Here is a 13,866-nt window from a genome sequence, read left to right as displayed (position 1 = left end):
TGATTCAAGTCATCTTTAATCGTAGAACCTCAAAACCTAAAACTCTTCAGCCAAATACAAGAGGATCATTAAATCACTCGGCTATATATTCAGTATGTGGATGAAAGAGATAAGATACGATAAAAACAATATCTTATATTAGACTCTGTAAAAATACAGTCAAGATTTCTATCGTCTTATATCGAGATGGCACAAGAATATGGTGGATTGCAATTAAGACACCCAAGGGATAAATATCCTCCATTGATTTATAACGCTTTATACTACAGATTATAATCTTTCTTCGTCATAGAATTAATGAATGAAAGCACGGTTCTCATAAATAAATATGATGGGGAAATCTAACGATGATCCTCATCAACATTATAGTTTCTTTGCTATATTAAAATAGTTAGTTTAGAGCATTTAAAACACTACGCTAACGCGAAATGCGAGTTGTAATTAACTTAAAATGCAGTTTAGAAGTTAGAGATAGTACAGTTTAACGACTGCATTTAAATTATCGTATATAGATTGCATAATACAGTTTCAAACATATAAAACCGTATTTTACTTTTAGTAAAAAGCAGAGAAAAATTATATCCGATTCTCTCTAGATAACTCTATTTAAATTATAGATATGATAATTTAAATTCAAGCGATAAGGGATAGCATTAGGTATAACCTGGGGTGACAAGAACTAGAAACTGCCAAATAGAAACCTAGAATTAAACGGTTCCATTTACATTAGGGAGAATAGTGATTAATTTACCAGATTATATCAAGTTATTTCTCTTAACTAATCTGATATTATTCGTCACTGAATGACTAGTACTAAACATCGTATGCCATATACCTTTCATACCAGGGATGCTTGATAAAATCGAAAACTAAACACGTGATCACAGCACCAGATGTTAATCATTACTATTTGTGATAAGTTCAAACTTGGAAGTTACGTAAGATTTTGATAAAATGTTTTATGTACAGATCCTGACAATATTTTCAGAGAATCCTAGTATATATTAGGAACTATAGCGTTGAACAAACCATGTTTAGTACCATATTACCCCTACTAAGAGCAGATTTATCTGAAGCTTACCTTATTGAACAGGCGTGCTACACTTTTTCCTGGAACCTTAAAACCTTTACCACTCATCATGGTAGGCGCTATTTAAATTTTAAGCTGTGTATAGAGGGTCAAATTGTAGCATTCGCCATCACAAAGATGATGCTCGATGAAGCTTCTCTATTTAACATTGCAGTACATCCTAAATTTCAACGGAAAGGGCATGCACGGGCGCTGCTAAAGCATCTCATTACTGATCTAGAGGCACGACGGCTAGTCATGCTATGGTTAGAAGTGCGTCAATCTAATACACCGACTATTGCGCTATATCGCACTCTGGGTTTTAATGAGGTCTCAGTCCGGCACCATTACTATCCTTCAGTGAACGGACGTGAAAATGCTATCATTATGGCGCGTCCTCTAAGTAGACGCTTTTTCTAATTACGATACTGTTTAATATCTGCTAGAACATTTTCTTTAGACACCATATACGGTTACCGTGACCATTGCGCATTCATCGAGAAAATAACTATGAAGAATAACCTCTACATCGACGCGATTGCGGCACGGCGCACCTTCGCGATCATTTCGCATCCTGATGCGGGTAAAACAACCATCACTGAAAAATTACTACTGTTAGGGCAGGCTATTCAAACTGCCGGTACTGTTAAGGGTCGTGGTTCTTCTCACCAATATGCTAAATCAGACTGGATGGAAATGGAAAAGCAACGTGGTATCTCCATTACCACGTCGGTTATGCAATTTCCTTACCGACAAGCACTGATTAATCTGCTAGATACACCAGGGCATGAAGACTTCTCTGAAGATACCTACCGCACCCTCACCGCAGCCGATGGGTGTCTGATGGTAATTGACGCTGCGAAGGGGGTTGAGGATCGAACCCGAAAACTAATGGAAGTAATCCGTCTTCGTGCTACACCACTTCTTACGTTTATGAATAAGGTGGATTGTAATATACGCGATCCAATAGAACTACTTGATGAAGTGGAAAGTGAACTGCGTATCGTTTGCGCGCCTCTTACTTGGCCTATTGGCTATGGTAAGTTATTTAAGGGCATCTACCACCTGTCGAAAGATGAAACTTACTTCTACCAAAGCGGTCAAGGATATATGATCCAGACAGTGCAAAAAGTAAAAGGGATAAACAACCCCGCTCTAGATCAGGCAATAGGTGCAGACATGGCTTCTCAGTTACGCGAAGAGCTAGAACTGGTAAAGAGTGCTTTCTACCCGTTCGATAAACAAGCTTTCCTCAGAGGAAAACTGACACCAGTGTTTTTTGGTACCGCACTTGGTAACTTTGGCATCGATCATATACTGGATGCCTTAGTGGCTTGGTCACCATCACCAATGCCTCGTCCAACTGATATTCGGGTGGTACATGCAGAAGAAGAAAAGTTCACTAGCTTTGTATTCAAGATCCAAGCAAACATGGATCCGCGACATCGCGATCGAGTGGCATTTTTACGCGTCGTATCCGGTCGATACAAAAAAAGCATGAAACTTCGCCAGGTTCGTACTGGTAACGATGTGATTATCACTAATGCATTAACTTTTATGGCAGGTGACCGTTTTCATATCGAGGAAGCATATGCCGGTGATATTATTGGTCTATACAATCATGGCACTATCCAGATTGGCGATACTTTCACTCAGGGTGAAGCACTGAAATTTACTGGTATTCCTCACTTTGCTCCGGAATTATTCCGCCGTATCCTTCTTCGTGATCCACTGAAGCAAAAGCAATTACTCAAAGGATTAGTGCAATTATCAGAAGAAGGAGCAGTGCAAATCTTTCGCCCACTCACTAATAATGAGCTCATCGTCGGCGCACTCGGCATGCTGCAGTTTGATATGGTTATAGCAAGACTGAAAAGTGAATATAATGTAGAAGCATTATATGAGTTGGTAAACGTTTCTACGTTACGCTGGGTAGAATGTTCCGACAAAAAAATACTAGAAGTGTTTAAGTCTAAAAACAAACTAAATCTAGCACTTGACAGAGGAAATCATCTTGCTTATATCGCACCAAGCAAAATAAACCTAAATATAATACGAGAACGCTATCCGGATATTTTATTTCATAAAACGCGAGAACATTAATTACACAATGTAAAAATAATACCTTTAACAAAACACATGACAATATACGTGGAAAACTAAAGCATTATAGGAAGTGTAATTCCAACAACTTCTTCCATAATAACAATCCGGCCCTAAAGCCGGTTTTTGCGTATATAATTGTCATTAACATAACACATTAAGATTTATTATACAGTTCAAGAATATTTTTTTCTAATTTAGCCATCATTTTACTCAGTAAATGAATCTCCTCTTGACTAATGTCATGGAGAATTTCGTCTCTAGTACTGTCTATGACATTATTCACTTCTTTAATAATAGGCTCAGCAGAATCCGTCAGTTTAATTCGCTTGGCTCGACGATCATTTGCGCACGTATGCCGAGTGATTAATCCTTTTTCTTCAAGCTGATCTAGTGTTCTTACTAACGATGGCTGTTCAATACCGATGGCTTTTGCTAGTTGAATCTGAGACTGCTCAGGTGGCAATTGGCAAATAGTATGTAAAGTGATCCAATGCGTCTGTGTGAGTTCTAAAGGCTTTAACCGGTGGTCAATTAAAGCGCGCCATACTCGAACAAGTCGTGCTAAATCTGATCCTAATGGCGATTCCAATTTTCTCTCCTTATAATTAAGCTAATCCAGCCTACTCCACTGGATTCCTCTCCATCCTAATGGGTGGATGAGACAATGACAAATACATATACCAATAACCTGAGCTTATTGAAATATGCATTCGTAATGAATGTTATACGTTATGCACAAGAATTAATGACAGTATATTTTTTAATTACACAGAGACATATATAGTCTGGCAGACCACCACCTCTCATGTGGTACCTTTATTAATACATATAATGGTTTATTATTAAGTAATATTAAAGGTATATACTAATGAACACTACTATCATAGTGATATAATTTTAATGCATATCTAAATGATATGGTGAAAATAAAACCCTAAATGACGTTTTGTACGTTCTTGTCTCCTTTTTTTTCTGAGGCTACAAAGCTAGACTAAAAGTTTTCAGGAGGTAATTGAAAGTCTGGCCTGCTGTCGTGTAGAAAACCTCCTATATCGACAGTCCCTCCTCTCTTTTATTGCTCTTACATAATTCAATATATATTTAATCTTAACATCTAAATAAATTAATGAGTAGTTTATATATAATATATAAACTACTCATAAGATCAACACAAAGGCAAGTAACAGTACTACTATGAAGAAGAAAAGATCATCGCTTGCCGCTTTAATAATTTCGCCCGGGATTTCTGATGGTTTTCTAATTTTTCTCGCTCTTTTACTACCACTGATTCTCGCGCGCGGTCGATAAAAACCTTATTGCTTAGCCTAGCTGTAATACGATTGATTTCGCTTTCAATGCGCACCACTGCTTTGATTAAACGTTCTAACTCAGCAGTTTTATCGATAAGACCTACCATCGGAATTACTAGTTCCGCACCGTCGATAATCTGGCTGACAGCAACTGGTCCTATCTCCTCTGGCGGCAAAAATGTAATACTTTCCAGGCGGGCTAAGAAAAGAATTAATTTCAGATTTTCATTTACTCTACGAACCACAGCGGGAGTAGCATGTCGCAAAATCATTGTTAGTGATCGACTGGGCATAACATTCATTTCAGCACGGATAGTTCGTACAGAAACGATAACTTGCTTAATCCATTCTAAATTAGCAATAACCTCGCCGTCGACTAATCCTGCACTATAAGCAGGAAAAGGTTCCAACATAATAGTTTTATTCTGATTGCCGCTGAGGATTTTTACTCGCTGCCAGATGCTTTCGGTAATAAAGGGAATGATTGGGTGTGCTAAACGCAGAAGCGCCTCAAGCACACTAACCAATACATGGCGAGTACCTCTCAGCTCGATATCGCTACCGTTGTTTATTACTGGTTTAGTGAGCTCAAGATACCAGTCACAAAACTGATGCCATGTAAATTCGTATAAAATACTTACAGCTAAATCAAAGCGATAACTATCCAGCGCCTCACGGAACATCTTCACCGTCTGATTAAATTTCGCCAGAATCCAGCGATCTGCTAGAGAGAACACTTTCTTTCCACCGTTAAAACCACAATCTTGATCTTCGGTATGCATTAGTACAAAACGGCTAGCATTCCATAATTTATTGCAAAAATTACGATATCCCTCGAGACGCTTGATATCCCATTTAATATCACGACCGGTAGACGCTAGAGCTGCCAAAGTACAGCGTAAGGCGTCGGTACCGTATGACTTAATCCCGTTAGGAAACTGTTTTTTAGTCCGTCTTCGAATCTTCTCCGCAAGCTGCGGCTGAATCATATTCCCAGTACGTTTTTCCAGTAAATCAGTTAGATTTATACCATCCACTATATCCAGAGGATCTATAACATTACCTTTTGATTTGGACATTTTTTGCCCTTCTTCATCTCGGATCAACCCGGTTATATACACTATTTTAAACGGTACCTGTGCCTGACCATTCTTATCCTTGATAAAATGCATAGTTAGCATAATCATGCGTGCTATCCAAAAAAAAATAATGTCAAAACCACTTACCATCACGCTGGTGGGATGAAATGTATGAAGCGCTTCTGTATCTTCTGGCCAGCCAAGAGAGGAAAAGGTCCATAATCCTGAAGAAAACCATGTATCCAGCACATCGTCATCTTGATAAAGTGTAATATCTTTCCCCAACTGATACTGCTCACGCACTATGATTTCACTCTGCCCCACATAGACTTGGCCATTGCTATCGTACCATGCCGGAATACGGTGCCCCCACCACAGCTGACGGGAAATACACCAATCCTGAATATCAGACATCCAACTAAAATACATATTTTCATACTGCTTCGGAACAAACTGGATCTTACCCAGTTTCACTGCCTCTACCGCTGCTTGTACCAGGGGGGCAGTACGCACATACCATTGATTGGTTAACATCGGCTCGATAATAACCCCTCCCCGATCACTATAAGGGACTATAATATCATGATCTTGTATTGCAACTAGGAGACCGAGTCGATTAAGTTCCGCCACAATCGCCTTTCTGGCAGCAAAACGTTCCAGGCCACGGAAAAGCATTGGAATTTCGCCTGATAACTCTGTACTAACCTCACCATCAGTGTTAAAGATCTCAGCTTCCTGTCTAATTGCGCCCTCACAGGTTAAAATATTGATCATCGGCAAGCGGTGACGCTTACCGACCTCATAGTCGTTGAAGTCATGTGCAGGCGTAATTTTGACGCAGCCAGTTCCTTTATGAATATCTGCATATTTGTCACCCACAATTGGAATACAACGACCAACAAGTGGTAACATGACAAACTGTCCTATCAAATCCCGATAGCGCAGATCGTCTGGGTTTACAGCAATACCGGTATCGCCGAGCATCGTTTCCGGTCGCGTGGTTGCAAGGACTAGATAATCTAAACCAGCGGCAGTACGAACACCGGCCGCCAGCGGGTAGCGAAAGTACCACATAACACCTTTCAATACCCGTTTTTCCACTTCTAAATCTGAAATCGCAGTGCATAATTTTGGATCCCAGTTCACTAGGCGCTTACCGCGGTAAATTAAATTTTCCTGATGAAGACGAATAAACACTTCTTTTACCGCGTTAGATAATCCCTCATCCATAGTGAAGCGCTCTCGCTCCCAATCTACCGAATTTCCCAGGCGGCGCATCTGATGAGTAATAGCTGCGCTAGATGTAGCTTTCCACTGCCAAATTTTCTCAATAAAATCGTCTCGACTATAATCCTGGCGATTTTTTCCATCTTCATCAGCAATCTTGCGCTCCACTAGCATTTGTGTCGCAATACCAGCGTGATCAGTACCTACCTGCCACAAGGTATTTTTACCCTGCATACGCTGATAACGGATTAGAATATCCATAAGGGTCTGTTGGAAGGCATGCCCCATATGCAGACTTCCGGTAACGTTAGGGGGAGGGATTATAAGACAGTAACTATCTTGTCTGGTATCACCATTGGGTTTAAAATACCCTTGCTGCTCCCAGCGCTCATATAGTGGCTGTTCGATATCTTTGGGATTATATTTTTTTTCCATTTTATCTTGTTAATCTATACGTTATCGGCAGCGCCGTAGTCCATTCGCAATCTGTATCCACTATCTTTTTCCAAAGATAGTGGATGTTCTGTTTGCAACTCTCTCTATTTAGACAGAGATTATCTCTGTCTAAAACATAAAAATTAGAGAAAAACAGAGTAATCATATTTTAACAACCATGTCTTTTTATGTTTTTTTGCTCAGGCTCATTAATTTTTAATGAGCATACAGTTCTTTACTCTAGTGAGTACTCTATTTTCAATATCACTTATCAAATTTTATTTCTCTTTTGAAAGAGAAATGGCATAGTTTATTATACTAATATAGTATTTAATCAAAGCTAAGATATAACTCAATGCATCTCAAGCATAAAATATAGATAATGCTTTCGCTCCCTTAATCTCTGTAAAGCATCGATGTAAAATACAAAGGACCTTTTAAGGTCGAATTCTGTGGATATGGATCCAATCTAAACAGCTTGAATCCAATAACAGTCAAAGCGCTCTGTCTGTTGTTTTAGAAAAGAATCTGGATATTGTTGAATATATTTTGCACTTGAAATTGATAATTATGGTTTTGTTTAATAAATTCAATGAGATATAAATATAGAGCCAGTATAATGTTTTTCTTTCATTATTACATGTACTGCCTTTCATTATCGTATATAGATATATATACATATTACAATCAATCAAGTGATTGAGATGTACATGTAGCAAAAGTTCTAATGATGAACCATATCATGATAAAGTGTCAAAAAATCCTAGCATAAACTGTTATATCGTAATCTGGCACTTAAAATCACAAAAAAACAATCAGTTAATGTTTTTTATAGTCACTCGTCAACGTTGAATTCAGCGCGATTAAGCAAGAATTGGGATAGCATCGCCACAGGCCGTCCAGTAACACCCTTGACTTTACCGAAACAACAAGCCGTACCAGCGATATCTAGATGTGCCCAATTATATTTACGTGCAAAACGCGATAAGAAACAAGCTGCGGTAATTGCACCACCTGATCGTCCACCGACATTTGCCATATCAGCACAATTGGACTCTAGCTGCTCTTGAAACTCATCCCCCAGTGGCAAACGCCAGACGCGATCCCCGGCCTGTTCTCCGGCGGCGATCAGTTCCTGAGCCAAAGGCTTATTATTCGCCATCATTCCAGTGAAATGATGCCCTAGTGCAATAACGCACGCACCGGTTAACGTGGCTATATCGATTACAACATCGGGATCAAAGCGCTCAACATAGGTTAGAACATCACATAACACAAGTCGGCCTTCAGCGTCAGTGTTCACCACTTCCACTGTTTGACCGGAAAGAGTAGTCAAAACATCGCCAGGCCGAAATGCTCGGCCGTCTACCATGTTCTCAGACCCCGCCAGCACACCAACGATATGCAGTGGTAAACTCAGCTCCATTGCCATCTGCATCACCCCGTATACAGTAGCACTACCACACATGTCATATTTCATTTCTCCCATATTATCGGCTGGCTTGATAGAAATTCCGCCAGCGTCAAAAGTCAAACCTTTACCCACTAGCACAATCGGACGCGTATCTAGGATTCCTTTATATTCGATAATCGACATCATCGATTTATTAGCAGAGCCCCGACTAACCGCTAAATAGGCATTCATCCCAATTTCTTTCATCTGCTCTTCATCTACAATCTGAGTCTTGCTAGTGTTGGCATAGCCAGCAGCTAACTGGCAAACCTGCGAAGCCAGATAAGCTGGATTGCAAATGTTAGGAGGAAGATTTCCCAAATCTTTAGCTGCCTTCACACCAGAAGCGATTGCTAAACCATGTGAAATAGCACGCTCACCGCTAATTAACTCTTGACTCGTTAGAACATTGAACACTATCTTTTGTAGCGGACGACGAAACTCGGTTTTAATACTTTTTAGATGATCGAAGATATATAGCGTCTCTTTAACCGTTTCTACAGCTTGGCGTACTTTCCAGTAAGTATTTCGCCCCTTGACGTTCAATTCAGTCAAAAAGCACACGACCTCCATAGATCCAGTGTCATTCAGCGTATTGATCATCTTATGAATCACTTGCTTATACTGGCGCTCATCCAATTCACGCTCTTGACCACAACCGATAAGTAATATCCGCTCAGACAGAACATTCAAAACATGATGCAGTAAAAGTGTCTGGCCAACCTTGCCTTCCAGTTCACCTCGCCGCAATAGCGCGCTGATATAGCCTTCGCTAATTTTATCAAGCTGTTCGGCAATAGAGGACAAGCGACTGGGCTCAAATACTCCGACGACAATACACGCACTGCGTTGTTTCTCCAAACTACCGCTTTTTACACTAAACTCCATGCCATCTCCTGATTTTTTAAATAAAAAACAAGAATGCCAGAGAAAGTAGACTTTCTCGTTATTGCCCTAACTTTGCATACAAAGCTATATATGCATCTCAACGATGCAAAAGAAAATATTCTTTGACAACCAGTAAATTCTCATGTTTTAAAGGAATTTTTTCTCTCGTTATACTTAATCTCACTAATGTAAGGTGGCCACTTTGATGTAAATTAATCAGGTTAATCATTTTCATAAATCATCTATGAGCTGATCACGTAGATTTATTCATGATAGTCAATCCTTACATTTCATCTAATATTTTTCTTATGTACTGTTTCTTATTTTTAATAAAAATCTTCTTTTAGCAAAAAGAAAGATATATTTTGATTATATCATTTACTATAGGTAAGTGTGATATGTTTTAAAAAATACATTTAATTTTGGGATATTTTATAGGTGTTAAGAGTACTTTACTAGATATTGCTGATTTATAAAATCTTTAAATACAACACTAAGTATATCTATCTAATAGAATATCTTCTCATTAGTAAAATAGAAATTATGGTTTTATATGCTATTAACTATCTCACCAGAACACTCCTTGACTACACTGTTTTTTAACATATACATAAAGTGAAATACAAAATTCAAGTGCATTATCTATATGTATTAAGATAAGAACGTTAATACTTCTTCATCCTTTTAAATCTCCATTCTCATTTCTTACGTATTTAAAACCAACCTAGCCCTGCTCAAGTAAAGATAGGTAATTTGGTTATGCACCCCAAATTACTTAACAATTTTTCAAAGATATAATCGAAAAAAAACAGGAGACTATTCTAAATAAACGCAAGAGTTATTTTTTTTGAATTATAGAAAACATGTCTATTATTAATACCATTATGTTTTTCATCGAAGCGATTAATGCATAAATCATATGCTGCATAGTTACAGTGAATACGGCTTCATCACTTATTAAAAGCATGACTCTAATCTAGAATCCGAGCTATTATTTATCTACAAAGATAAATAAATGGCACATTGCGTCCACATCAAATGTTCCTCCATGGATATGGAGCATAAACAAGGTTGCGCGATGAAGATCTATAGAAGAATTAGAGATGAAAAATAAAAATAGCGGATAAAATGGCATCACTAGGATGCAAACCCTTTTCCCTGAAATATTACAATACCCATGCTTTAAAAGAAGAAAAATACACAATAAATGCACCGGTTAATATATCACTATTCATTTCCATCAAATAATATAAGTTACAACTTATATATAATGTTGACATGTAGTTACCATGGATTATTACAAAACAAATAATATTGGTTTTCTAGGATAGAAGATATATCTTCCAATAATTTCCCTTATACTTTTTAGACTTTTCGACACCTAAGTTCGATTTACACATCAACATGCAGTATCTGCAACACTGCACTATATTTAGTGAATTTGATATGTATCTTAAGGTACTTTAAAATAAGCAGTCAGCCACTTTTCTTTCTGAAGGCATTGCTTTTCTCAATCATAGATTGACTATCACTGCATTACTGTTAATTACTTAATTAATACAATATTCATACAAGATACTCAGTTTTATGGCTATCGAATACCACTTCCCTAAAAATATGCATATTATCTGAAAACAATAAAATCAAACGAGTGTTTATGAATAGAATGTTATTCTGAATAACACTATCCTAATTGTCATGATAGTCTTCGCCTATCTATGCAGCGCATTATCTGACAGAGTTCTGTACTCTAGACTTATTCGACTACCGGATCCATATACTAGCGGCAGCGACACCCCCCCCGATGCGACTAATGTGATGCGGAGCGGTGGCAGGTGCAGCGTGATAATGTTTGATGTTCTGAATCCGGTCTGGAGACCAGCTATAGTCTTAATCTTCCGCCGTTCTAGCTGAGTTTCATAACGATTGCCGCGTGTCTTAGCCAAGATCGCGCAGCCCTGATGATAGGCACCTGGTTGTTAATAGTGCTGCTCCCCGGCTATTCTTCATTAGGTGTAATTATCAGTGCGTACTTGCACCTGTCTATAATATGGTGGTTCAAGCCGCCGCCACAGTTTACTTTCCCAGTCGCCATGCTCTGCTGATTAGCACTCGTACATGTACGTCACCACGAGAACATCCAGAAACTATGGCGCGGTTAAAATAATACTATATAAGACGACGTTGAGTTAAAAAACTCGAATATGAATCGTTAGCAGAGTAAAAACTAAACGCCTAGCGCCGGTAGTTCCTCCATCGACCAGCGAGGTCGAACCGACACAGCTAGCTCCGTCTTCATCCCAGTTTTTATCCGCATAATACCGGCGTAAGCGATCATGGCACCGTTATCCGTGCAAAACTCAGGACGGGCGAAGAATACTTCTCCGCCCCGCGGGAATATCATTTTCCCCAGGCGTGTACGTAGGGATTGATTGGCACTTACGCCTCCAGCTATAACTAATCTCTGGAAACCAGTTAACTTAAGCGCACGTTGGCATTTTATCATTAGCGTATCCACCACCGCATCCTCAAATGCCCTTGCTACATCCGCACGAGTCTGATGGGTATGATCGCTAGAACGAAACGTATTGACAGCAAAAGTTTTTAATCCAGAGAAACTAAATGCCAGACCAGGTCTATTCGTCATTGGACGAGGAAACCTATAACGCTCCGGGTCCCCCTGCTGTGCTAAACGCGATAACATTGGTCCGCCGGGATAATCTAGTCCCAGAAGCTTGGCTGTTTTATCAAATGCCTCACCAACAGCATCATCAACAGACTCTCCTAGAAGCTGATATTCGCCAATACCAGTCGCTGAGATTAGTTGGGTATGGCCGCCTGAAACCAATAGAGCCACGAAGGGAAACGCTGGGCGAGGGGTTTCTAGCATAGGTGTTAACAAATGTCCTTCCATATGGTGGATAGCGATAGCCGGAACCCGCCAGGCATAGGCTAGCGCGCGTCCAACACTAGCCCCAACAATTAACGCGCCTACCAGGCCGGGGCCAGCCGTGTACGCTACTCCGTGGATATCCGATGACTGAAGATGTGCCTGCACTAACGTATCCTGAATTAGGGGAATAATTTTACGACCATGATCACGAGAAGCTAATTCCGGCACTACTCCGCCATAATGAGCATGCAATTTCACCTGGCTATATAAGTGATTCGCCAGCAATCCTCGATCTTGATCGTAAATCGCTACACCAGTTTCATCACATGATGTTTCAATACCCAATACCCGCATAGTCATTACCTATAAATTTCAAGAAGAAAGATATGATTGATTGTATAATTCAGTTTTTCGAAACTTTCATATATCTGTGAAATTACAATATCTCCCTTTTCTAAAAGATCGAGTACTAGGCAAGACAGAGTTTTATATATGGTTCTGTCAAGCAGCATTTTTTATATAGATCTCGCTCAATGACGCCTCGTTCTCTAAGACACAAAAACGGTCTGTCAAGTTCTGGTTACAATGTATTAATATACGATTGATGACTTCTTAAAGTAATCTTAATTACAATTGCTTCAAAAGCATCGAAAAAACATTCTGAACCGCACTCTTCATTTTATGAAGGCAAATAAAACCTCTATAAAATAATAAGTACTCTTCTGATAAAAGATTAGGGGAAAATCCTTTTTGCTATTGATGGAAAATACTTCACATCTATATTCAGATAATATGAACGCACCAGTTATAAAAGTATTACTATTTAACCTTGCTGATTTCTAGTGAATTTCCGTTAAATTCTCAAGTATCCATCTACCCAATCACCCTTTAGGTGTCTAATACAGACACATTACAACTGGAACTTTATATGTGGTAAATGAAACCTTCAGGTATAAAAGCGGGTAATCATTAAAACTTCCTAAACAGAGAATAATGCGTCGCCTATTAACAAGAAAAACATAATCGTAATTCTTAGGACTATCATGTTCTATGATCAATAAAAAATGCCAGTTCAAAACACTAATAATGCATAACCAAAGTGGATGCAGACGCTTCATGCATATGCAGTCATGCTCTTATTTTCAATACATATATGTTAAATCATATCTTTCATTAACTCAGTATTCATGAGCACAGTATGAGATGTGTACCGATATATATCTCATGAATATCCAATGGTTTTCTGATTTTTTCTCTAGCATCATGAATGTTTCACATCATAAACAGCAGATTATCTTTCATGTCGCAATCAATTGTGGCTTCATTTTAAAAAACACACCAAACCGGATCTCTAATAGAGAGATGAATGCTAAAATCGTTATCTATTATGAAATAAAGGAGTTATG

The 13,866-nt window shown here is 38.8% G+C and carries 7 protein-coding genes; 2 read left to right on the top strand and 5 right to left on the bottom strand.

Going from position 1 to position 13,866, the window contains the following annotated elements:
• Positions 1 to 1,030: 1,030 nt before the first annotated feature.
• Both rimI and prfC read left to right on the top strand, forming a co-directional pair.
• A complete protein-coding gene (gene rimI, locus GFK82_RS01090) occupies positions 1,031 to 1,489 on the top strand; it encodes a ribosomal protein S18-alanine N-acetyltransferase (RefSeq protein WP_226811089.1) in 459 nt (152 codons plus the stop codon).
• Positions 1,490 to 1,579: 90 nt separating this feature from the next.
• On the top strand, positions 1,580 to 3,172 hold the full coding sequence (gene prfC / locus GFK82_RS01085; protein ID WP_226811088.1) for a peptide chain release factor 3: 1,593 nt from the start codon (positions 1,580 to 1,582) through the stop codon (positions 3,170 to 3,172).
• 157 nt (positions 3,173 to 3,329) lie between these two features.
• Here the strand turns inward: prfC and slyA are convergent, their stop codons facing one another.
• The 5 genes from slyA to tsaD all read right to left on the bottom strand — a co-directional run bounded on the left by slyA (position 3,330) and on the right by tsaD (position 12,814).
• Entirely contained in the window at positions 3,330 to 3,764 is a 435-nt protein-coding gene (gene slyA, locus GFK82_RS01080) for a transcriptional regulator SlyA (protein WP_226811087.1), read from the bottom strand.
• Between the two features lie 603 nt (positions 3,765 to 4,367).
• Entirely contained in the window at positions 4,368 to 7,226 is a 2,859-nt protein-coding gene (locus GFK82_RS01075; protein ID WP_226811086.1) for a valine--tRNA ligase, read from the bottom strand.
• A gap of 835 nt (positions 7,227 to 8,061) precedes the next feature.
• Positions 8,062 to 9,567 (bottom strand): leucyl aminopeptidase, encoded by a 1,506-nt coding sequence (pepA, locus tag GFK82_RS01070; protein WP_226811085.1) that lies wholly within the window; start codon positions 9,565 to 9,567, stop codon positions 8,062 to 8,064.
• A gap of 1,712 nt (positions 9,568 to 11,279) precedes the next feature.
• Positions 11,280 to 11,513, bottom strand: a complete 234-nt coding sequence (locus tag GFK82_RS01065; protein ID WP_226811084.1) for a hypothetical protein — start codon at positions 11,511 to 11,513, stop codon at positions 11,280 to 11,282.
• A 281-nt stretch (positions 11,514 to 11,794) separates the two neighbouring features.
• Positions 11,795 to 12,814, bottom strand: a complete 1,020-nt coding sequence (tsaD, locus tag GFK82_RS01060; protein ID WP_226811083.1) for a tRNA (adenosine(37)-N6)-threonylcarbamoyltransferase complex transferase subunit TsaD — start codon at positions 12,812 to 12,814, stop codon at positions 11,795 to 11,797.
• Positions 12,815 to 13,866 lie beyond the last annotated feature (1,052 nt).

This window comes from Candidatus Steffania adelgidicola, assembly GCF_020541225.1.
Classification (GTDB): Bacteria; Pseudomonadota; Gammaproteobacteria; order Enterobacterales; family Enterobacteriaceae; genus Steffania; species Steffania adelgidicola.
Note: the sequence above shows the minus strand (reverse complement) of the source record. Positions and strands in the feature narration are given on the sequence as shown.

Coding starts and splice junctions, on each gene's coding strand:
- rimI (WP_226811089.1), top strand. CDS start 1,031: ATGTTTAGTACCATATTACCCCTACTAAGAGCAGATTTATCTGAAGCT.
- prfC (WP_226811088.1), top strand. CDS start 1,580: ATGAAGAATAACCTCTACATCGACGCGATTGCGGCACGGCGCACCTTC.
- GFK82_RS01075 (WP_226811086.1), bottom strand. CDS start 7,226: ATGGAAAAAAAATATAATCCCAAAGATATCGAACAGCCACTATATGAG.
- pepA (WP_226811085.1), bottom strand. CDS start 9,567: ATGGAGTTTAGTGTAAAAAGCGGTAGTTTGGAGAAACAACGCAGTGCG.
- tsaD (WP_226811083.1), bottom strand. CDS start 12,814: ATGCGGGTATTGGGTATTGAAACATCATGTGATGAAACTGGTGTAGCG.